This window comes from Vibrio sp. ABG19 (assembly GCF_029962385.1).
Lineage (GTDB): Bacteria > Pseudomonadota > Gammaproteobacteria > Enterobacterales > Vibrionaceae > Vibrio > Vibrio ostreae.
The window spans coordinates 1,757,780-1,778,608 of record NZ_CP071708.1; the positions used below are offsets into that span (position 1 = coordinate 1,757,780).

The following is a 20,829-nucleotide window of genomic DNA, read 5'->3' on the forward strand; positions in this document are numbered from 1 at the left end:
TGTTTGGCGATGTAACCTTATCACTTACTACCGTTTTTGTTTTAAGTTCCCGCTAATCCGCGATGAACCTAAAAAAAGGCCGTTACGGCCTTTTTTTAGATCTGAACCTCACGGCCGCGCTCGCGTTTACTGCGGGTCTACCCGGTTAGTCGAGATCCCGGTGTTTGGTGCCGACTTTCGGCTCGGTGCCGCTGATCAGGCGTTTAATATTCTGATGATGGCGCAGCACGATAAGGCAGCACAGCATCGCCACCGGCAGGGTGTAATGCGGTTTGACCATCCAGGTATAAAACGGTGCCAGCAGTACGGTGACCAGTGCGGCCAGAGAAGAGTAGCGAAAGATCACCGCGATCACCAGCCAGGTGGCCATGATCATCGCAGTCAGATCGAGTCCGATCGGTGCGATCGCCCCCAGTGCTGTAGCGACCCCTTTACCACCTTTAAAATGAAAAAACAGCGGATACATATGGCCAAGGCAGGCAGCGATCGCGATCACGCCCAGCAGCAGCGCATCAATGCCGAGAAAATACGCACTCCAGACCGGAATGGTGCCTTTGAGCATGTCACACAGCAGCACGGCCGCCGCGGTCTTTTTGCTGCCGATACGCAGCACATTGGTCGCGCCCGGATTATGCGAGCCGACGGCGCGCGGATCTGGCAGTCCGGTCATTTTGCAGATCAACACCGCACTGGAGACGGATCCTAGCAGGTAAGCAGAAATGATCATAATGAGTGCCAGTGGCGTCATAATTTCCTCAAAGTGAAGATTTACCGGAAGATCGGTTCACAAGTCCTTGTTAACCAAGCTCAAAGTAAAAATTCTGTCCGGATTTCGCATCTTGAGGTGGTTTAGGTATATGATAACGCGATTCAGCAGAATAATACGTTTTTTTCCTCAAATAGGGTATCCGACCTGTAAAAAGGATGTAATAGAAAGATGGATAAAGTTTTTATCGAGCAATTGGAAGTGATCACCACCATCGGTGTGTATGACTGGGAACAAGAGATCAAGCAGAAGCTGGTACTGGATCTGGAAATGGCACACGACAATAAGCCTGCCGGGCTGAGTGACGATGTGGCGGATGCCCTGGACTATTCTCAGGTCAGTCAGGCGGTGATCGATCACATTGAAAACGGCCGTTTCCTGTTAGTGGAACGCGTGGCAGAAGAAGTGGCAGAGATCATTATGAGCCGTTTCTCGGTGCCTTGGATCCGGATTCGCCTCACTAAGCCGGGTGCAGTGGCTCAGGCCAAAGGCGTGGGTGTGATCATTGAGCGAGGAAAAGCATGATCACCACCTATGTGGGTGTGGGTTCCAATCTGCAGCGTCACAAACACATAGAGGCCGCGATTAACGAGTTGGCCGGGTTAGGGGAAGGGCTGCGCCTTTCCACTATCTATGAGTGTGAATCGGTCGGATTTGACAGCCATGCCTTTTTTAATCTGGTGGTTGAATTGCAGACGGAACTAAATTTGTCTGAGCTGTCTCAAACCCTGCGTGATATTGAACTGCGCTGGGGCCGTGACAGCCAGGCGCAGAAATTTCAGGACAGGACGCTTGATCTCGACATCATTCTGTATGGAGACACTGTGTCGCCCGCGGCACCCAAGTTGCCCCGCCCGGACATTTATCAATATCCCTTTGTGATACAGCCTTTGTATGAGCTGTGTCCGACGTTGTCCATTCCCGGCGATCAGCAAACGATCGCACAGGTGTGGCAGCAAGCCAAAGGGCTGGAGGCGCTTAAGCCTGTGGAGCTTTGGTTCTCAGTTAATTAATAATAAGAGAATACAATGAGTTATTTTGAAGCGTTCATGTTGGCTTTAATTCAGGGCTTAACCGAATTTCTACCGATTTCCAGTTCCGCGCACCTTATTTTGCCTTCGGCCATTTTTGGCTGGGCCGATCAGGGGTTGGCGTTCGACGTGGCAGTGCACGCCGGTACGCTGGCAGCGGTGGTGATTTATTTTCGGCGTGAGGTCATCACCCTGTTACGGGCGTTTTTCGGATCGATTTTCAAAGGTCAGCGCGGCAAAGAGGTCACTTTGGCCTGGATGATCGTGCTGGCGACGATCCCCGCTTGCGTGTTTGGCCTGGTGATGAAAGATGTGGTGGAAACCTATCTGCGCAGTGCGTGGGTGATAGCGACCACGACTATCGTGTTTGGTCTGCTGCTGTGGTATGTCGATAAATACTCCGTCGCGCAGGATGATGAATATCAGGCCGGCTGGAAAAAGGCGCTGTTTATCGGTCTGGCTCAGGCGGTCGCGATCATTCCCGGCACTTCCCGCTCGGGTATCACTATCACTGCAGCGCTGTATCTCGGTTTTACCCGCGAGGCAGCCGCACGTTTTTCATTTCTGATGTCGATTCCGATCATTGTGCTGGCAGCCAGCTATCTTGGTATGCAGCTGGTGACCAGTGGTGCGCCTGTCCATGCCGGTTTTATGCTGACCGGAATTGCGACCTCTTTTGTCAGTGCTTATTTGTGTATCTTCTTTTTTCTGAAGTTGATTTCTCGCATGGGCATGACACCGTTCGTGATTTACCGTTTATTATTAGGTATCGGGTTGTTTGCCTTTTTACTCAATCAGTAAGCTAAGTGTTGGGGCGGGCCGGCTCCTGACTCGCCTCACTATCGGGCTTATGGTATAAGTGGTGAACTTTTCTTAACATGTAACTATGGTCATCGGTTAACCATGGTCATCGGTTAACGATGATACCGATGTTAAAGAGAATACCTATGTTAAAGACAATAGATCGATATATACGCTGCTGCCTTTGGGCGGCAGCATTTCCATTAATCAGTATGTGTTTATGAGAGAAGCGAGAGAAAGGCAATGCGTGTATTTGCAGTGGCACTGACTCTGTTGTTTGCCTGCCTGCAGTATGACTTGTGGATGGGTAAAAACGGTATTGCTGACTATCGTTCGGTCGCGGGTGAAATCGAGGTTCAGCAGCAGGTGAACAATAACCTGCATGTGCGCAACCAGGAAATGTTTGCCGAAATTGACGATCTGCGTCAGGGACTGGACGCGATAGAAGAGCGTGCCCGCCACGAGCTGGGTATGGTCAAGGATGGCGAAACGTTTTACCGCATCATAGGTGAGGAAAACCGGTCATGACTGACCTTATCACTGCCATCGTTCCTGCCGCCGGCGTCGGCAGCCGGATGCAGGCCGACCGGCCGAAACAATATCTGACTCTGCACGGCCATACTGTGCTTGAACATACGGTTGAAAAACTGCTCAGTCACCCGGCTATCGGCCAGGTGGTGATTGCTGTCAGTCCGGGCGATCCCTATTTTGCTGAGCTGTCGCTGGCTGCTCATCCGCGCGTGGTGCGGGTTGATGGCGGCAGTGAACGGGCCGATTCGGTGTTATCGGCGCTGAACTATCTTTGCCAGCAGCAGTTATCTAATCAGTGGGTCATGGTGCATGATGCTGCCCGGCCTTGTGTACAGCATGCGGATATTTCGCGCCTGATTGAGGCCGCTCAGGAACATCCGGTCGGAGCGATTCTGGCCGCGCCGGTACGTGATACCATGAAGCGTGGTGACGGCAGCGGCAATATCGACCATACAGTGGAACGAGTGGCTTTATGGCACGCGCTGACGCCGCAGATGTTCCGCATCCGGCCACTGCGTGATGCGCTGGCTCAGGCTTTGCAGCAACAGATAGCGATCACCGATGAAGCGTCCGCTTTCGAGTGGTTGGGTGACAAACCCGGCCTGGTTGCCAGCCGCGCCGATAACATTAAAATTACTCAGCCGGAAGATCTCGCGTTGGCGGACTTTTACTTAAGACAAAAAGCTTAAGACAAAAAGTTTGAGGCAAAAAGCTTAAGGCAAAAAGCTTAAGCCACGGCTGACCAACTGAGTCGCGATAACCTGTGTCTTAACAAATAGCTCAAAAAAATTAGCGATAAAAAGCAGCGATAAAAAGAAGAAGGACTGAACATGATTCGAATCGGCCACGGTTTTGACGTGCATAAATTTGGTGGTGAAGGACCGGTGATTATCGGTGGTGTCGCGGTGCCTTACGAGCAAGGTCTGATCGCGCACTCCGATGGCGACGTGGCTTTGCATGCGCTGTGTGATGCGCTGCTTGGTGCGATTGCGGCCGGTGATATCGGCCGCCATTTCCCGGATACCGATGAGAAATGGAAAGGCGCGGACAGCCGAGAGCTACTCAAAGATGTTTACCGCCGGGTGAAGGCGCAGGGTTACCGTCTGGGTAACTGCGATGTCACCATCATGGCTCAGGCTCCGAAAATGGCGCCGCATATCGACGCCATGTGTGCGGCCATCGCGCACGATTTAGAAACAGCATTAACCAACGTCAATGTTAAAGCCACCACGACAGAGCGGCTTGGCTTTACCGGGCGTAAAGAAGGCATTGCCTGTGAGGCTGTGGTACTGCTGGTTAAAGCCTGATCACATCAGGTGATTGGCGTACTGCGCTCACATATCGGAATAAAAAATGACAGATCTTTTATCATCGTTGGCTTATTTATGTGGTAAACCAACAGCGAAAGCAAAAATCAAAGCCAAGCCGGAACACTTTAAGGTGTTTGAGGAGCTGGGCTACGAGTTCAGTGGTCAGGGCGAACAGGTAATGATCCGGATTCGCAAAACCGGTGAGAATACCAGTTTTGTTGCCAATGAACTGGCCAAAGCGTGCGGCGTGAAGTCGAAAGACGTCAGCTGGGCCGGCCTGAAAGACCGCCATGCGGTGACCGAGCAGTGGCTGAGTGTTCACCTGCCACAGGGTAAGTTCCCCAATCTGGCTCAGTTTGAAGCCCAGTATCCGAGTATTGAGGTGCTGGCGATGCAGCGTCACAATAAAAAGCTGCGTCCGGGCGATCTGCAGGGCAACCGGTTTGAGGTGACCTTAAGTGAAGTCAGCGATATGGATGATGTGCTGCAAAGGTTGCAAGTAGTTGCACAGCAAGGCGTTCCGAATTATTTTGGTAATCAGCGCTTTGGCCGCGATGGCAACAACCTGCATGAAGCGCGGCGCTGGGGGCGAGAGAATGTGCGTACCCGCAACCAGAGTCAGCGTAGCCTGTATCTGTCCAGTGCCCGTTCGTGGATCTTTAATCATATCGTGTCTGCGCGCATTGAGGCCGGCTGTTTTTATCGCTTTATTGACGGCGACATCGCCCTGCAAGGTAAGGAGCAGTCATTGGTTGAGGCCGATAAGCTCAGCGAATGGAACGCGCTGCTGGAACAAGGTCAGGCGGCGATTTCTGCGGCGTTGGCGGGTGACAACGCGCTGCCAACCCGTAGTGACGCGCTGGCGCTGGAGCAGCCGCAGCTGGATGCGGAGCCGGACCTGCTCAAGCTGATTGGCGGTAACCGTATGCGTCACGATCGACGTGCGGTGTCGATGATGCCGCAGGATCTGAGCTGGGACGTCAACGGTGATGAGATTACCCTGCGCTTTGCGCTGGATGCCGGCAGCTTCGCGACCTCGATTGTACGCGAGCTGGTGGAAGAGATTGCCGTCGAACGGGTCTATGAGTGAATACCGCGTGGCTACGAATGAACACAGCGGTTTTATGAGTGAACATCAACAGGCGTAACGGACGGATGAGTGATAAAAAATTAAAAATTCTGCTCAGTAATGATGATGGCGTATACGCGGAGGGCATTCGTGCTCTGGCTTATGCGCTGGCAGATATGGCTGAAATCGTGATTGTCGCCCCGGATCGCAACCGCAGCGGAGCGTCGAACTCTCTGACCTTAGAGCAGCCATTACGCGTCACCAAGATTGAACCGAATACCTATTCAGTGCAGGGCACGCCGACCGACTGCGTGCATTTTGCGTTAAACGAGCTGATGAAAGATGATTTGCCGGATCTGGTGCTGAGTGGTATCAACCACGGCGCTAACCTCGGCGATGACGTGCTCTATTCAGGCACGGTTGCGGCGGCGATGGAAGGCCATTTCCTCGGCGTGCAGTCGATTGCGTTTTCTCTGGTCGGAAAACATCATTTTGCCACCGCGGGGAAAATTGCCCGTCAGCTGGTTGAGCAACATTTATCTTCTCCGATTCCGACCAACCGATTAATCAATGTCAACATTCCGGATGTGCCGTTGGCCAAACTGCAAGGCCAGAAGGTCACGCGCCTGGGTGCCCGTCACCATGCCGAGAATATGATTAAACAGAAAGACCCGCGTGGCCACGATATCTACTGGCTTGGTCCTCCGGGGCGTGAGCAGGATGCCGGTGAAGGCACCGATTTCCATGCGGTTGAGCATGGTTTTGTGTCGATTACGCCGCTGCAGGTGGATTTGACCGCCCATGAGTCGCTGGGCGCGATGAACGACTGGTTGATGACCAAGGGAAAGGAAGGTGCGGATGACTAATCCGAAAGCGGACAAACTGATTCAACTGTTATCCGGTCACGGTATTAGTGATGAGAAAGTACTGGCCGCCATCCACGCTCTGCCACGGGAAAAGTTCGTGTCGCAGGCGATGATGCATCAGGCCTATGATAATAACGCTTTGCCGATCGGTCAGGGTCAGACCATTTCCCAGCCTTACATCGTGGCGAAAATGACCCAGATGCTCGGGTTGCAGCGTGACAGTAAGGTGCTGGAAGTCGGCACAGGCTCTGGTTACCAGACCGCAGTGCTGGCACAGCTGGTCGATCATGTCTGTTCGGTGGAGCGGATAAAGTCGCTGCAGTGGGAAGCCAAGCGCCGTCTTAAGCAGCTCGATATTTATAATGTTTCCACCAAACACGGTGACGGCTGGCAGGGCTGGGCGGCGAAAGGGCCGTTTGATGCCATCATTGTGACCGCAGCCGCTCCCGTTGTTCCGCAGGCTCTGCTGGATCAACTGGCTGACGGCGGACGTCTGGTGATCCCGGTCGGTGAAGAAGAGCAGCAACTGCTGCTGATTGTTCGCCATGGTGACCATTTCGACACCCATGTGGTGGAGATGGTGCGTTTTGTGCCTTTAGTTTCTGGTGATCTGGCCTGATGCGCCCGCTTTGGTGCCGAAGTTTACTGGTCGCAGGGCTGTGCAGTCTGATGATAGGCTGCGTAGCGCATACCCCTGCGCCGGTATCGGGACTGAAGAAAGATTACACCTCTATCGAACGTGGCAGTTATCGTGGCAGCTACTATGAGGTTCGCCGTGGCGATACCTTGTACTACATCGCCTATATTACCGATAAGAACGTCAATGACATCATTCGTTACAATAATCTGGCGAAACCTTACACCATTCACCCGGGGCAGAAACTTAAGCTCTGGCAGCCTGCCTACACGCCTCCCGCTTATGGCGGCACCGGAGCTGGTCCAGCGGTTGCTGTGGCTACGGCCGCATCAGCGCCGGCTAAAGCAGCGGCTTCTGCTGCTAAACCGATCAAAGCGAGCAATAGCTCTAATACCGCATCAATATCACAAACTGCTAATGTAACCGCTGATCAGGTTAAAAAATACCCAAGTAAGGGTGTTGAACAATCAAAACCAAAGGAGTATGTTGGTTCTGTAAATAAACAAACTGTTAACAAAAAAGTAAGTGAATCTTCATCTTCGAACGCTAAGGTAGCTCAATCGAACGCCAAGCCAGCGAGTTCCAACGCTAAGCCAGCGAGTTCGAGTACTAAAGTAGCGAAGTGGATGTGGCCGACTAAAGGTCGGGTGATTCAGAACTTTTCCGCTGGGGATCAAGGCAACAAGGGGATCGACATCGCAGGACAGCGCGGTCAGTCCATCATGTCCACCGCAGCAGGAACAGTGGTTTATTCGGGCAGTGCACTACGCGGATATGGCAATCTAGTCATTATCAAGCACAACGATCATTATCTGAGTGCTTATGCCCACAACGATCGGTTGCTGGTTAAAGAAGGACAAAGTGTAAACGCCGGCCAGAAGATAGCCACAATGGGCAGTTCAGGAGCCAGTAGTGTTCGCTTACATTTTGAAATTCGTTATCAAGGTAAGTCAGTGAATCCAAAACGCTACTTACCATAAACATACTTGTTCAGAGTCATGTGACATTAAGCAGTAGTAATGTCTTGCTAGCTCGCCAGGGGAGGCGCTATGAGTATCAGCAATACAGCCACTAAAGTCGACGAAGAGTTTGAATTCGATGCCGAAGCAATGAATGCCGCGGAAGCTGAAGAACAACTCACTAACAGTAAAGACCAATCTGAAGAGATTCGCGAAGAATTTGACGCATCGACGAAGAGTCTGGATGCCACTCAGATGTATCTGAGTGAGATTGGTTTCTCACCACTTTTAACCGCCGAAGAAGAAGTTTTGTATGCCCGCCGTGCTCTGCGTGGCGATGAAGCGGCACGCAAACGTATGATCGAAAGTAACCTGCGCCTGGTGGTCAAGATCTCACGCCGTTACAGCAATCGTGGTCTGGCTCTGCTTGATCTGATTGAAGAAGGCAATCTGGGTCTGATCCGTGCGGTGGAAAAATTTGATCCGGAACGCGGCTTCCGTTTCTCGACCTACGCCACCTGGTGGATCCGCCAGACCATTGAACGTGCGCTGATGAACCAGACCCGTACCATTCGTCTGCCGATTCATGTCGTCAAAGAGCTCAACATTTACCTGCGTACTGCGCGTGAACTGTCGCAAAAACTCGATCACGAGCCAACGGCAGAAGAGATCGCACTGGAGCTGGATAAACCGGTGGATGATGTCAGCAAAATGCTGCGCCTCAATGAGCGTATCAGCTCAGTGGATACGCCGATTGGTGGTGACGGCGACAAAGCGCTGCTCGACATTATTCCGGACATCAACAACTCGGACCCGGAAGTCTCGACTCAGGACGATGACATCCGTGACTCACTGGTTGCCTGGATGGATGAACTGAATCCGAAACAGAAAGAAGTGCTGGCGCGCCGTTTTGGCCTGCTCGGTTATGAACCTTCTACGCTGGAAGAAGTCGGTCGCGAAATTAACCTGACCCGTGAGCGGGTACGTCAGATCCAGGTCGAAGGCCTGCGTCGTCTGCGTGAAATCCTGATGAAACAGGGTCTGAATATGGAATCGCTGTTTAACGTAGAAAACGAGCAATAATCCGTTAGTGATACCTTTTACCGATATTGTTCTTTACGGCTGATATTGTTCTTTACGGTCGATATTGTTCTTACGGCCGATATTGTTCTTACGGCATTGTACCCTGCTGAATTGTACCTTGCTGAATTGTACCTTACTGCGCCGTTTAGCAAGGCCAATGTGCAGCTAAAGCGGTCAATGCGCAGCTTAAATATGAAAAAGGCACTCAGTTGAGTGCCTTTTTTGATCTTGCTGAATGTGTGAACTTACCGACCGTCAGTTGATGCCGGCAAGGCTCAGAGCATTTTCTTCAGGCGGTACAACGCTTCCAGTGCCTGACGCGGGGTCAGATCATCCGGGTCGATACCGGCCAGCGCCTGTTCCACTTCGCTTGGCTCCGGGATAAGGCTGAGCTGATTGGTGATATCCACCTGACTTGGGTGGCTGCTTGGTTGCTGCAGGCTGAGCTGCTCTAACTGGCTCAGTTTGCTGCGCGCGTTCTTGATCACCGCTTTCGGTACGCCGGCCAGTCCGGCTACGGCCAGACCATACGACTTGCTGGCTGCGCCTTCCTGCACTGCGTGCATAAAGGCAATATCATCGCCGTGTTCTACCGCGTCTAAATGGACATTGGCCAGATGCGGCAGGGTGTTGGGCAGCTCGGTCAGCTCAAAGTAATGGGTCGCAAACAGCGTCATCGCGCCAATTTGTTTGGCCAGCCATTCCGCACTGGCCCAGGCCAGAGACAGGCCATCATAGGTACTGGTGCCGCGGCCAATTTCGTCCATCAGTACCAGGCTGCGGGCGGTGGCATTGTGGAGAATGTTGGCGGTTTCGGTCATCTCAACCATAAAGGTCGAGCGGCCTGAGGCCAGATCGTCTGACGCGCCGATACGGGTGAAAATGCGATCCAGCGAGCCGATACGGGCGGACTCGGCCGGTACATACGCACCGATGTGCGCCAGCAGGGCAATCAAAGCGGTCTGGCGCATATAAGTCGATTTACCGCCCATATTCGGACCGGTAATGATCAGCATTTTACGCTGCGGATTCAGCTCTATCGGGTTGGCGATAAAGGGTTCGTCCAGCACCTGCTCGACCACTGGGTGGCGGCCGCCCTGAATATGAATGCCCGGCTCTTCGCTCAGTTGCGGACGGCAGTAATCGAGGCTTTCCGCCCGTTCGGCCAGGTTTTGCAGTACGTCCAGTTGCGACAGCGCTGAGGCCAGGTTCTGCATCTGCTCCAGTTGTGGCAGCAGCAGATCAAACAGTTGCTCCCACAGCTGTTTTTCCAGTGCCAGTGCTTTGGATTTGGAATTGAGTACCTTGTCTTCGTGCTGTTTCAGTTCCGGAATAATGTAGCGTTCGGCATTTTTCAGGGTCTGGCGACGCACATAGTGCGGTGGCACCAGGTGGCTCTGGCCGCGGCTGACCTGAATATAAAAGCCGTGCACATTGTTATAGCCGACTTTGAGCGTTTCGATGCCGTGGCGATCGCGCTCTTCTGCCTCCAGTTTGTCGAGGTATTCGGTCGCGCCGTTGGCCAGATCGCGCCATTCATCCAGTTCGGCACTGTAGCCGTCGGCAATCACGCCGCCATCGCGGATCACCACCGGCGGGTTGTCCTTGATCGACTGCTCAAGCAGTTCGCATAGCTCATCAAGAGGCTGGGCGAACTCACGCAGTTTGCCAAGATAGTCGCCTTCAAGCGGCTGCAATACGTCACTTAGCTCCGGCAGTTGCTGCAGCGCGTTGCGCAGGCGGGCCAGATCGCGCGGCCGGGCCGAGCGCAGGGCGAGACGGGCCAGAATACGTTCGATATCACCAATCTGTTTCAGCACCGGATAGAGATCGGCAAACAGGCCCTGCTGTTTGATTTCCCCAATCGCATCGAGACGCTGATTGAGGGTATCCAGGCTGCGCATCGGCTGGTGGATCCAGCGTTTCAGCATCCGGCTGCCCATCGGGGTGGCACAGTGATCAAGCACTTCGGCCAGAGTATTGTCGCTGCCGCCGGCCAGGTTCTGGGTCAGTTCCAGATTACGGCGGGTCGCAGCATCGAGGATCACTGAGTGATCCTGACGGTCAAACGTCAGCGAGCGGATATGCGGCAGGGCGGTGCGTTGGGTGTCTTTGACATACTGGATCAGGCAGCCGGCCGCACACAGGCCCAGCTTGGCCTGCTCGACGCCGAAACCAACCAGGTCACGGGTGCCGAACTGCTGGTTGAGCTGCTGCTTGGCGGTGTCGAGTTCAAACTCCCACACCGGGCGGCGGCGGTTGCCCTGACGGCTGGCCATCAAATGCACCGGTTCGAAATCTTCCGGAAACAGCAGCTCGCGCGGCGCGGTGCGCTGCAGTTCGGCCGCCATGGCTTCTTCCGACTCCGGCTCACTGAGCTGGAAACGGCCGGAGGTAATGTCCAGCGTGGCGTAACCAAAGCGGCCATTATGGTAGTAAATCGCCGCGATCAGGTTATCAACCCGCTCCGAGAGCAGGGCTTCGTCGGTGACCGTGCCCGGCGTGACAATACGCACCACTTTACGTTCCACCGGGCCTTTGCTGGTGGCCGGGTCGCCGATTTGTTCACAAATAGCCACCGATTCGCCGAGCTGAACCAGTTTGGCCAGATACCCTTCCACGGCATGAAATGGCACACCGGCCATCGGGATCGGCTCCCCGGCCGACGCGCCGCGTTTGGTCAGGGAAATATCCAGCAGGTGCGAGGCACGTTTGGCATCGTCATAAAACAGTTCATAAAAGTCGCCCATCCGGTAAAACAGCAAAATATCCGGATTCTCCGCTTTGAGTTTGAGATATTGCTGCATCATGGGCGTATGTTTTTGCTCGGCAGTCACGGGTTACTTCTTTTGTTTGTGGACATAGCGGCTTAGGATACGTGAATCCCTATCGAGCGAAAAGACACAACAAGAGGTTTTTGGGCATGGAATTGCAGCAACGATTAAGTGAACAGGTAGGCGAGTTATTGCTTGCACGGCAGCAGGTGCTGGTCACGGCAGAATCTTGTACCGGTGGTGGTGTGGCCGCCGCGGTGACTGATATTGCCGGCAGCTCGGCCTGGTTTGACCGCGCCTTTGTCACCTACAGTAACGAGGCCAAGCAGGAGATGATTGGCGTGCGCGCAGAAACGCTGGCGGAGCATGGCGCGGTATCTGAGCCGGTGGTGATTGAGATGGCGCAGGGCGCACTGGCCCATTCGAACGGCACCATCGCCGTGTCGATCAGCGGTATCGCCGGACCCGGTGGCGGCAGCGAAGAAAAACCGGTCGGCATGGTCTGTTTTGCCTGGGCGGACAAGCAGGGCTGGCAGCAGGTTGAGACTCAGTTTTTTGCCGGCGATCGGCAAACAGTGCGTCAGTTAGCGGTACAGCATGCCCTGGCCGGGGTGGCAAACCATTTATCAGTAAGTTAGTTTGAAGTTTGTCGGGTTGCTGCAAGTTTTTTCTATACAGGGGTGGACACTGTATGAATCAACAGTATAATGAGCAGCAATATGACAGCTTATGTCGAAGCAAATTTTACGCATTCACGTATCACTATTGATAGCCTCACCATGAGCAGTAGTGACAGTCTGGAGAGAGTAATGGACGAGAACAAACAGAAGGCTCTGGCCGCAGCCCTGGGTCAAATTGAAAAGCAATTCGGTAAAGGTTCCATCATGCGTCTGGGTGATAACCGCACCATGGATGTTGAAACCATTTCTACAGGTTCACTTTCTCTGGATATCGCTCTGGGTGCCGGTGGCCTGCCAATGGGGCGTATCGTCGAAGTTTACGGTCCTGAATCATCAGGTAAAACCACACTGACTCTGGAACTGATTGCCGCTGCGCAGCGTGAAGGTAAAACCTGTGCCTTTATCGATGCTGAGCACGCACTGGATCCTGTCTATGCCAAGAAGCTGGGCGTAGATATCGACGCACTGCTGGTGTCTCAGCCGGATACCGGTGAACAGGCGCTGGAAATTTGTGATGCGCTGGCTCGTTCAGGTGCGATTGACGTTATGGTGGTGGACTCGGTTGCAGCACTGACGCCGAAAGCGGAAATCGAAGGTGAGATGGGCGACAGCCACATGGGTCTGCAGGCACGTATGCTGTCACAGGCGATGCGTAAGCTGACCGGTAACCTGAAACAGTCGAACTGTATGTGTATCTTCATCAACCAGATCCGTATGAAGATCGGGGTGATGTTCGGTAACCCGGAAACCACAACAGGTGGTAACGCGCTGAAGTTCTACGCGTCAGTCCGTCTCGATATCCGTCGTACCGGTTCGATTAAAGAAGGCGACGAAGTGGTCGGTAACGAAACCCGTATCAAAGTGGTTAAGAACAAGATCGCGGCACCATTTAAAGAAGCCAATACTCAGATCATGTACGGTCAGGGCTTTAACCGCGAAGGTGAGCTGGTGGATCTGGGCGTGAAACACAAGCTGGTGGAAAAAGCCGGTGCCTGGTACAGCTACAATGGCGATAAAATTGGCCAGGGCAAAGCAAACGCGTGTAAGTACCTGCGTGAGAACACCCATATTGCCAAAGAACTGGACACTAAACTGCGTGATATGCTGCTGAACCCGACTCAGGTGCCAGCCGATGAGCCAGAGTTTGGTGCAGTGCCAGAGCAAGAAGAAGAGTTGTAAGCCGCGCGGTTTGCCACCGAGCAAGACTGGCTTACAATCAACAGTTAATCAAAGCCTCGCCTGTGCGGGGCTTTGCCTATTCTGGCGTGCTAAGCCGCGCTCACCTCATCAATGTGATTCACACGCCAAGGAGCGACTATGTTTGGCAAATCTTCTCCGCGCAGTTGTCAGGAGAGTGCACTGGCACTGCTGTCACGCCGTGACCATGGCGAACATGAACTGGCGCAGAAACTGCAACAAAAGGGCTACCCCGAGCAGGAGATCGCCCAGGCGCTCAGCTTTTGTCTTGAGCACCGCTTTCTGGACGACTTGCGTTTTGCCCACAGCCAGGTGCGTCAGCACATCAGTAAAGGTCACGGTGAACGGCGCATTCGTCAGGAGCTGCAGCAAAAACGGGTCAACGGTGACCTGATTGATCAGGCGCTGGCCGAAGAGGGCACCGACTGGTTTGAACTGGCCAGACAGACGGCGCAGAAAAAATTCAGCGATTTGCGCGGCAAGGATAATAAAGAGTACGCCAAGCGGGTGCGTTTTCTGCAGTACCGCGGTTTCAGCTTTGAGCAAATCCAGTATGCGCTGAGTGACGAGACCGAATAATCCCACCTGTGCCCGGGGGCTGGCCAGACTCTCTGTTGTCCTGTCGGTTACGGGCAAATTTAACCTTCTGACATTGGGTTAAAATTCAATTCATTTTCGTCTTTTCTTGAAGAAAACTAGGCGAAGTCTTATCCATGCTTTACAATAGCGCAAAATTCTAACTTGAGTATTTCAGGAAGAGCTGCATGTACATGAGCACGGATGAGGTTCGCCGCGCGTTCCTCTCATTCTTTGAAAGTAAAGGCCACCAAATTGTCGAGAGTTCATCTCTGGTGCCTGATAATGACCCGACCCTGCTGTTCACCAACGCAGGTATGAACCAGTTTAAAGATTGTTTCCTAGGCTTGGAGAAGCGTGGATACACCCGAGCGGCGACCGCGCAACGCTGTGTGCGTGCCGGTGGTAAGCACAACGATCTGGAAAACGTGGGCTTCACCGCACGTCACCACACATTCTTCGAAATGTTAGGTAACTTCAGCTTTGGTGACTATTTCAAAGAAGATGCGATTAAGTTTGCATGGGAGTTTCTGACTGATGTACTGAAACTGCCAAAAGACCGCCTGCTGGTTACGGTTTACCAAACCGATGATGAAGCGTTTGATATCTGGAATAAACAAGTGGGTGTTCCGGCGGATCGTATTGTGCGCATCGGCGATAAGCCGGGCGGCAAAGCGTACGAATCAGACAACTTCTGGCAGATGGGTGACACCGGCCCTTGTGGTCCGTGTACCGAAATTTTCTACGATCACGGTGATCACATCTGGGGCGGCCGTCCGGGCACACCAGAAGAAGACGGTGACCGTTTCATCGAAATCTGGAACAACGTTTTCATGCAGTTCAACCGTCACGCTGACGGCACTATGGAACCGCTGCCAAAACCATCGGTAGATACCGGTATGGGTATCGAGCGTATCTCTGCCATCATGCAGGGCGTACACTCTAACTACGAAATCGATGTGTTCCAGACGCTGATTAAAGCGACAGCGGAAGTGATTGGTTACGACGACCTGTCTAATCAGTCACTGCGCGTGGTGGCAGACCACATCCGTTCTTGTGCGTTCCTGATTGTGGATGGCGTAATGCCGTCTAACGAAGGCCGTGGCTATGTACTGCGCCGTATCATTCGTCGTGCGGTACGTCATGGTAACAAGCTGGGTGCTCAGGGTTCTTTCTTCCACAAACTGGTTGGCCCTCTGGCGGACATCATGGGCACAGCCGGTGATATTCTGAAGAACCAACAGGCTATCGTGGAAAAAGTACTGCGCATCGAAGAAGAAAACTTCGGCCGCACCCTGGATCGCGGTATGTCACTGCTCAATGAAGCGCTGGACAACCTGCAAGGTAACGAGCTGGACGGCGAGACTGTCTTCAAGCTGTACGATACTTACGGTTTCCCGGCTGACCTGACCAACGACGTGGCACGTGAGCGTGGTTTCATCATTGATGAAGCGGGCTTTGAAGCGGCGATGGAAGAGCAGCGTCAGCGCGCGCGCGAGGCGGGTAACTTTGGTGCTGACTACAACTCAATGATCAAAGTGGACGGCAAAACTGAATTCTGTGGTTACGGCGCAACTGCCGGTCAAAGCCGCATCAGCAAGCTGTTTGTTGAAGGCAATGAAGTATCGTCACTGTCGGCAGGCGATGAGGCGATCATCATTCTGGATGAAACGCCGTTCTACGCGGAATCTGGTGGTCAGTGCGGTGATACCGGTACGATTAAAACTGAATCTGGTGTTTTCCAGGTCGAAGATACCCAGAAACTGGGTAACGCGATTGCCCATTACGGTGTGTTGGCGGAAGGCGTATTTGCTGAAGGCGACAGCGTGACCACAGATGTGGATGCCAAGCGTCGTAAAGCCATTTCACTCAACCACTCAGCGACACACCTGATGCACGAAGCGCTGCGCCGTATCCTGGGCGAGCACGTCATGCAGAAAGGCTCGCTGGTGCGTGCTGAAGCGCTGCGTTTTGACTTCTCTCATCTGGAAGCGGTCACTGCTGAAGAGCTGAAAGAAGTTGAGCGTATGGTGAACGAACAAGTGCGTCGTAACCACCCGATCGAAACCAACATTATGGATGTGGAATCGGCGAAAGCGAAAGGAGCGATGGCACTGTTTGGCGAGAAATACGAAGAGATGGTACGCGTACTGTCAATGGGTGATTTCTCCACTGAACTGTGTGGTGGTATCCACGCCAACAGTACTGGTGATATCGGCCTGTTCAAAATCATCTCGGAAAGCGGTATCGCAGCCGGTGTGCGTCGTATCGAAGCGGTGACCGGTGAAGCGGCGCTGGATTACCTGGACGAGCAACAGGCTCAGTACCAGCAGAAAATGAACGAGATGGCGTCAAAAGCGAAGACTCTGGAAAAAGAGATCAATCAGCTGAAAGACAAACTGGCAGCGAAAGAAAGTGCCAACCTGACCAGCAATGTCAAAGAGATTGCCGGCGTGAAGGTACTGGTTGCGCAGTTGGATGGCGCGGATAACAAAGCGTTGCGCGGTATGGTTGATGAACTGAAAAACCAGATGGGCAGCGGCATCATCATGCTGGGTAACGTGGCTGACGATAAAGTGGGCCTGATTGCCGGTGTGACAAAAGATCTGACGGCTAAAGTGAAAGCCGGTGAGCTGGTCAACATGGTGGCCCAGCAAGTCGGTGGTAAAGGCGGTGGTCGTCCTGATATGGCTCAGGCGGGTGGCAGCGATGCAGCAGCATTGCCGGCAGCGCTTGCGTCAGTCGATGCCTGGATTTCCGAGCGTCTGTAACGATCAAATCGTTATTCATTGAAAATTAAAGACACTCAATCAGCGTTTTGTTGATTGAGTGTAACTTTATCTGGTCAACCAAGTGGTTTAATTAGCTTGAGCAACAGCGGGCTGATTAGCCGCTTGGTTTTGTTTTTTATTGTGATCAAACTGATATTCAACTGATTGTTGACAGGTTTGGTCTTAATGAGACTTCGGTCCTGGGAAGGTGAATACTGGTGAAAAAGCCCATTATCGTGCAAAAGTTTGGTGGCACTTCAGTTGGTTCAATTGAAAACATGCACTTAGTCGCCAAGCACATCATCAAAGCGAAAGATGATGGTAATCAAGTTGTTGTAGTTGTTTCTGCTATGTCGGGTGAAACCAACCGTCTGCTGGGCCTGGCCCATCAGGTGGACAGTGTTCCGACTGCCAGAGAACTTGATGTTTTGCTCTCTGCCGGTGAGCAGGTATCTATGGCACTGGTGGCGATGACCCTGAATAAACTGGGTTATGCGGCGCGCTCGTTAACGGGCGGTCAGGCAAATATCGTCACCGATAATCAGCATAATGATGCGACGATTAAAGCCATTGATACTCAGGCGATAACGGACCTGCTGGAGCAGGATCAAATTGTTATCGTGGCCGGATTCCAGGGTGTTAATGAGAATGGGGATATCACCACGTTAGGCCGCGGCGGTTCTGATACCAGTGCGGTGACGTTGGCGGGCGCCTTAAAAGCGGATGAGTGTCAGATCTTTACTGATGTTGACGGGGTATATACCTGCGATCCGCGTGTGGTTCCTGGCGCGAAAAAGCTGGATGTGATTGATTTTCCTTCAATGGAAGAGATGGCTCGTAAAGGCGCTAAGGTCCTGCACCTGCCATGCGTTCGTTTCGCATGGAAAAACCAGGTTCCGCTGCGCGTTCTGTCGACCTTTGATGTTAATGCCGGCAGCCTGATTAAAGGCGAAACCGGTACTCAGCCAATCTGCGGCCTGGCGCTGCAGCGTGATTTGGCGTTGGTCACGGTTGATCATGACTCACTTGCCGCGTTGACAGCACAATGTCAGATGCTGGGAATTGAAGTGTGGAATGTGATCGAAAAGGCAGAATGGGCGGGTGTTGTGATAAAACATGACGCTTGTGCTAAGTTGGATCTGGTGTTCAGCAATAAAATCCGTAATAGTGAGCAAGTAAGCTTACTGACCAAGGTTGGTTTGCAAGCACCAGAACTGAAGGAACAGTGTTGTGCATTGTTGGCGGCAAATAATATTGGGGTTGAGCATGTTTCAACCACTTCACAATCATTAATGTTAATGCTTTCGCCGCAAGATATTGATAAAGCAGCAAATATTTTACATGAAGCTTATATTGATTCGCAGCTTTTCGTCGCAGTTGAAGCTAAACATGCCTGTTCGGGATGATTAGTCTGCATTAGAGAGTTTACGTAAATATAACTTTTAGTGGATAATAAAAGCGTTGCAAGAGAATACAGAGATCACTCAAGGAGCAAATAATGCTAATTTTGACTCGCCGTGTTGGCGAAACCCTCATGATCGGTGACGAAGTGACAGTGACTGTGCTGGGCGTAAAAGGTAACCAGGTACGTATCGGTGTGAATGCTCCAAAAGAAGTATCGGTACACCGTGAAGAAATCTACATGCGCATTCAAGCGGAAAAGGGTAATGGTAACGTTGCATCAGGCAACTACTGATTATCAGAGAAGGGCCGGCAATTTTGCCGGCCTTTTTTGTCGTGTTTTTTATCGGGATAGGGGGATTTGAATGGTGAAAGTTCAAATTCCCGGCGCTTTGGTTAAATAGCCAACGCTTAAGCAGTTTTTTATTATTTTTGCCAAGAAAGTGTTTGACATATTTTTGGTAAAACGTAATATGAGCCCCCGCAAGACGGTGAGGTGGCCGAGAGGCCGAAGGCGCTCCCCTGCTAAGGGAGTATGCGGTTTGTAGCCGCATCGAGGGTTCGAATCCCTCCCTCACCGCCATTCTTGCGACGCTTAATTTTAGCATGTTAAGTGAAATGCGCGTCCGTAGCTCAGCTGGATAGAGTACCTGGCTACGAACCAGGCGGTCAGAGGTTCGAATCCTCTCGGACGCGCCATATTCCTGCGGGAATATGCAAGGTTCTCTTGGAACATAAGTTCTTTGAGAAGAAAAGTGGTGAGGTGGCCGAGAGGCCGAAGGCGCTCCCCTGCTAAGGGAGTATGTGGTTTGTAGCCGCATCGAGGGTTCGAATCCCTCCCTCACCGCCATTTCTTGACCTTAGGTCAATTTTTTATTCCAAAAGAATAAAAACGTGATATAGTTCACGCCTCAAAACGTGATAGACTTCACGAACTGCGCGCTCGTAGCTCAGCTGGATAGAGTACCTGGCTACGAACCAGGCGGTCAGAGGTTCGAATCCTCTCGAGCGCGCCACTATTTTTAAGCTTCTGATTTATCAGGAGTCGATTGCAGAAGCGGGATTTCTCGCTGCTACAGTCAAGCCTGCGCGTCCGTAGCTCAGCTGGATAGAGTACCTGGCTACGAACCAGGCGGTCAGAGGTTCGAATCCTCTCGGACGCGCCACTTTTCAGTTTGAAAAGTTACTCAGGTTTTATCCTGAATTGCTTTTTGAACCGAACTTCTGGTTACAGAAGTATTGGGAAGGGTATTGCCCTGTTTATCTTTGGTTTATCCGCCATTGATAACAAACATTGCGCGCTCGTAGCTCAGCTGGATAGAGTACCTGGCTACGAACCAGGCGGTCAGAGGTTCGAATCCTCTCGAGCGCGCCACTATTTTTAAGCTTTTGATTTATCAAAAGTCGATTGCAGAAGCGGGATTTCTCGCTGCTACAGTCAAGCCTGCGCGTCCGTAGCTCAGCTGGATAGAGTACCTGGCTACGAACCAGGCGGTCAGAGGTTCGAATCCTCTCGGACGCGCCACTTTTCATTTTGAAAAGTTAGTCAGGTTTTATCCTGAATCGCTTTTTGAACCGAGCTTCTGTTTACAGAAGCAATGTGAAGGGCATTGCCCTGTTTATCTTGGCTTTATTTGCCATCGATAACAAAAATTGCGCGCTCGTAGCTCAGCTGGATAGAGTACCTGGCTACGAACCAGGCGGTCAGAGGTTCGAATCCTCTCGAGCGCGCCACCTTTCTAAAGCCCTGCATTCGTGCAGGGCTTTTTTGTTTACATTCCATTAGCATTTTGTCTATTCTTTATTTACAACTCTTTGTTTTTACAAAGCGAGTTGCCACTTTATTAACCGCATCTCAATTTTCATTCCGATTATCTACTAACCTCGTCATATTCGGCACATAACTGAGCGAGTAAATCGCAGATTGCATGACATTTTGTGATTTGTGTGACGAATCTTACGCTGATTTTGTGGCAAGCCTTAAAGAGTGGTGTGAACTAAATTGACAATTTTTCACCACAATTGATAATCCTTGTTCACATATCGCTGCGTCTTTATACGTATGCGGTATATGTTGTCAGGATGACACTGAAAGGAAGCAAAATGACAAATATCGGAAGCCTGCTAGTTGATGCGGCCACCCTGATGGTTACAGGGATGACGGTCGTATTTCTATTCCTCACCATTTTGGTTTATCTCGTTCGGTTAATGTCTAAATGGGTACCACAAGAAGTACCTCAGCCGATCGTATCCAAGTCCCCAGCGAAAAAAATGCAACCCGCCTCTGCTGCTGTCAGCCCTCAGGTTGTGGCTGCGATTTCCGCTGCTGTACACCAACACCGTACTTCAGCGGCGAAGTAGTCAGAATTTAAAAGGA

20 protein-coding genes and 8 tRNA genes are annotated in these 20,829 nt (G+C 52.1%); 26 read left to right on the forward strand and 2 right to left on the reverse strand.

Going from position 1 to position 20,829, the window contains the following annotated elements; all coding sequences use genetic code 11:
* Positions 1–145: 145 nt before the first annotated feature.
* Positions 146–748, reverse strand: a complete 603-nt coding sequence (gene plsY, locus J0X00_RS14375) for a glycerol-3-phosphate 1-O-acyltransferase PlsY (RefSeq protein WP_136483296.1) — start codon at positions 746–748, stop codon at positions 146–148.
* Between the two features lie 189 nt (positions 749–937).
* Between plsY and folB the strand changes: the two genes are divergently transcribed.
* The 11 genes from folB (at position 938) to rpoS (ending at position 9,053) form a co-directional block, all read left to right on the forward strand.
* Positions 938–1,291 carry a bifunctional dihydroneopterin aldolase/7,8-dihydroneopterin epimerase gene (folB, locus tag J0X00_RS14380; protein WP_136483297.1) on the forward strand — a complete coding sequence of 118 codons (354 nt, stop codon included), beginning with the start codon at positions 938–940 and terminating at the stop codon, positions 1,289–1,291.
* Positions 1,288–1,779 (forward strand): 2-amino-4-hydroxy-6-hydroxymethyldihydropteridine diphosphokinase, encoded by a 492-nt coding sequence (gene folK, locus J0X00_RS14385; protein WP_282477077.1) that lies wholly within the window; start codon positions 1,288–1,290, stop codon positions 1,777–1,779. The genes folB and folK overlap by 4 nt, the downstream gene beginning before the upstream one ends.
* 15 nt (positions 1,780–1,794) lie before the next feature.
* Positions 1,795–2,598, forward strand: coding sequence for an undecaprenyl-diphosphate phosphatase (locus tag J0X00_RS14390; protein WP_136483299.1), 804 nt, complete (start codon positions 1,795–1,797; stop codon positions 2,596–2,598).
* Positions 2,599–2,841: 243 nt separating this feature from the next.
* A complete protein-coding gene (gene ftsB / locus J0X00_RS14395) occupies positions 2,842–3,126 on the forward strand; it encodes a cell division protein FtsB (RefSeq protein ID WP_136483300.1) in 285 nt (94 codons plus the stop codon).
* Positions 3,123–3,818 carry a 2-C-methyl-D-erythritol 4-phosphate cytidylyltransferase gene (gene ispD / locus J0X00_RS14400; protein WP_136483301.1) on the forward strand — a complete coding sequence of 232 codons (696 nt, stop codon included), beginning with the start codon at positions 3,123–3,125 and terminating at the stop codon, positions 3,816–3,818. The genes ftsB and ispD overlap by 4 nt, the downstream gene beginning before the upstream one ends.
* A gap of 141 nt (positions 3,819–3,959) precedes the next feature.
* Positions 3,960–4,436 (forward strand): 2-C-methyl-D-erythritol 2,4-cyclodiphosphate synthase, encoded by a 477-nt coding sequence (gene ispF, locus J0X00_RS14405; RefSeq protein WP_136483302.1) that lies wholly within the window; start codon positions 3,960–3,962, stop codon positions 4,434–4,436.
* A 46-nt stretch (positions 4,437–4,482) separates the two neighbouring features.
* Positions 4,483–5,529: a tRNA pseudouridine(13) synthase TruD gene (truD, locus tag J0X00_RS14410; RefSeq protein WP_218562317.1), complete on the forward strand. Its 1,047-nt coding sequence runs from the start codon at positions 4,483–4,485 to the stop codon at positions 5,527–5,529.
* 65 nt (positions 5,530–5,594) lie between these two features.
* Entirely contained in the window at positions 5,595–6,374 is a 780-nt protein-coding gene (surE, locus tag J0X00_RS14415) for a 5'/3'-nucleotidase SurE (RefSeq protein WP_136483304.1), read from the forward strand.
* On the forward strand, positions 6,367–6,993 hold the full coding sequence (locus J0X00_RS14420; RefSeq protein WP_136483305.1) for a protein-L-isoaspartate(D-aspartate) O-methyltransferase: 627 nt from the start codon (positions 6,367–6,369) through the stop codon (positions 6,991–6,993). The genes surE and J0X00_RS14420 overlap by 8 nt, the downstream gene beginning before the upstream one ends.
* The gene (locus tag J0X00_RS14425) at positions 6,993–7,991 is read left to right on the forward strand and encodes a peptidoglycan DD-metalloendopeptidase family protein (protein WP_282477078.1); all 999 of its coding nucleotides are present in this window, start codon (positions 6,993–6,995) and stop codon (positions 7,989–7,991) included. Before J0X00_RS14420 ends, J0X00_RS14425 begins: the two co-directional genes overlap by 1 nt.
* 69 nt (positions 7,992–8,060) lie before the next feature.
* Entirely contained in the window at positions 8,061–9,053 is a 993-nt protein-coding gene (rpoS, locus tag J0X00_RS14430) for an RNA polymerase sigma factor RpoS (protein WP_282477079.1), read from the forward strand.
* A gap of 275 nt (positions 9,054–9,328) precedes the next feature.
* Here rpoS and mutS read toward each other — a convergent pair whose 3' ends face one another.
* Positions 9,329–11,890: a DNA mismatch repair protein MutS gene (gene mutS / locus J0X00_RS14435; protein WP_282477080.1), complete on the reverse strand. Its 2,562-nt coding sequence runs from the start codon at positions 11,888–11,890 to the stop codon at positions 9,329–9,331.
* Between the two features lie 86 nt (positions 11,891–11,976).
* Here mutS and pncC point away from each other — a divergent pair, with 86 nt between their 5' ends.
* From pncC to J0X00_RS14510, 15 genes are all read left to right on the forward strand, one after another.
* Positions 11,977–12,465 (forward strand): nicotinamide-nucleotide amidase, encoded by a 489-nt coding sequence (pncC, locus tag J0X00_RS14440; protein WP_218562314.1) that lies wholly within the window; start codon positions 11,977–11,979, stop codon positions 12,463–12,465.
* 171 nt (positions 12,466–12,636) lie between these two features.
* Positions 12,637–13,686 (forward strand): recombinase RecA, encoded by a 1,050-nt coding sequence (gene recA, locus J0X00_RS14445; protein ID WP_136483310.1) that lies wholly within the window; start codon positions 12,637–12,639, stop codon positions 13,684–13,686.
* A gap of 138 nt (positions 13,687–13,824) precedes the next feature.
* Positions 13,825–14,283 carry a recombination regulator RecX gene (gene recX / locus J0X00_RS14450; protein WP_136483311.1) on the forward strand — a complete coding sequence of 153 codons (459 nt, stop codon included), beginning with the start codon at positions 13,825–13,827 and terminating at the stop codon, positions 14,281–14,283.
* A 185-nt stretch (positions 14,284–14,468) separates the two neighbouring features.
* Entirely contained in the window at positions 14,469–17,051 is a 2,583-nt protein-coding gene (gene alaS, locus J0X00_RS14455) for an alanine--tRNA ligase (protein ID WP_136483312.1), read from the forward strand.
* A gap of 218 nt (positions 17,052–17,269) precedes the next feature.
* Complete coding sequence (locus tag J0X00_RS14460; protein WP_282477081.1) at positions 17,270–18,457, forward strand: aspartate kinase; 1,188 nt, start codon at positions 17,270–17,272, stop codon at positions 18,455–18,457.
* A 92-nt stretch (positions 18,458–18,549) separates the two neighbouring features.
* Positions 18,550–18,747, forward strand: a complete 198-nt coding sequence (gene csrA, locus J0X00_RS14465; RefSeq protein WP_004415691.1) for a carbon storage regulator CsrA — start codon at positions 18,550–18,552, stop codon at positions 18,745–18,747.
* A 195-nt stretch (positions 18,748–18,942) separates the two neighbouring features.
* Positions 18,943–19,035: transfer RNA gene (locus tag J0X00_RS14470), tRNA-Ser, on the forward strand.
* A 39-nt stretch (positions 19,036–19,074) separates the two neighbouring features.
* Positions 19,075–19,151 (forward strand) — tRNA-Arg (locus J0X00_RS14475).
* A gap of 58 nt (positions 19,152–19,209) precedes the next feature.
* Positions 19,210–19,302: transfer RNA gene (locus J0X00_RS14480), tRNA-Ser, on the forward strand.
* Between the two features lie 89 nt (positions 19,303–19,391).
* Positions 19,392–19,468 (forward strand) — tRNA-Arg (locus tag J0X00_RS14485).
* A 73-nt stretch (positions 19,469–19,541) separates the two neighbouring features.
* Positions 19,542–19,618: transfer RNA gene (locus J0X00_RS14490), tRNA-Arg, on the forward strand.
* A 132-nt stretch (positions 19,619–19,750) separates the two neighbouring features.
* A tRNA-Arg gene (locus tag J0X00_RS14495) sits at positions 19,751–19,827 on the forward strand.
* Positions 19,828–19,900: 73 nt separating this feature from the next.
* A tRNA-Arg gene (locus J0X00_RS14500) sits at positions 19,901–19,977 on the forward strand.
* A gap of 132 nt (positions 19,978–20,109) precedes the next feature.
* Positions 20,110–20,186, forward strand: a tRNA-Arg gene (locus J0X00_RS14505).
* A 369-nt stretch (positions 20,187–20,555) separates the two neighbouring features.
* Positions 20,556–20,813 carry an oxaloacetate decarboxylase subunit gamma gene (locus tag J0X00_RS14510; RefSeq protein WP_136483314.1) on the forward strand — a complete coding sequence of 86 codons (258 nt, stop codon included), beginning with the start codon at positions 20,556–20,558 and terminating at the stop codon, positions 20,811–20,813.
* Positions 20,814–20,829 lie beyond the last annotated feature (16 nt).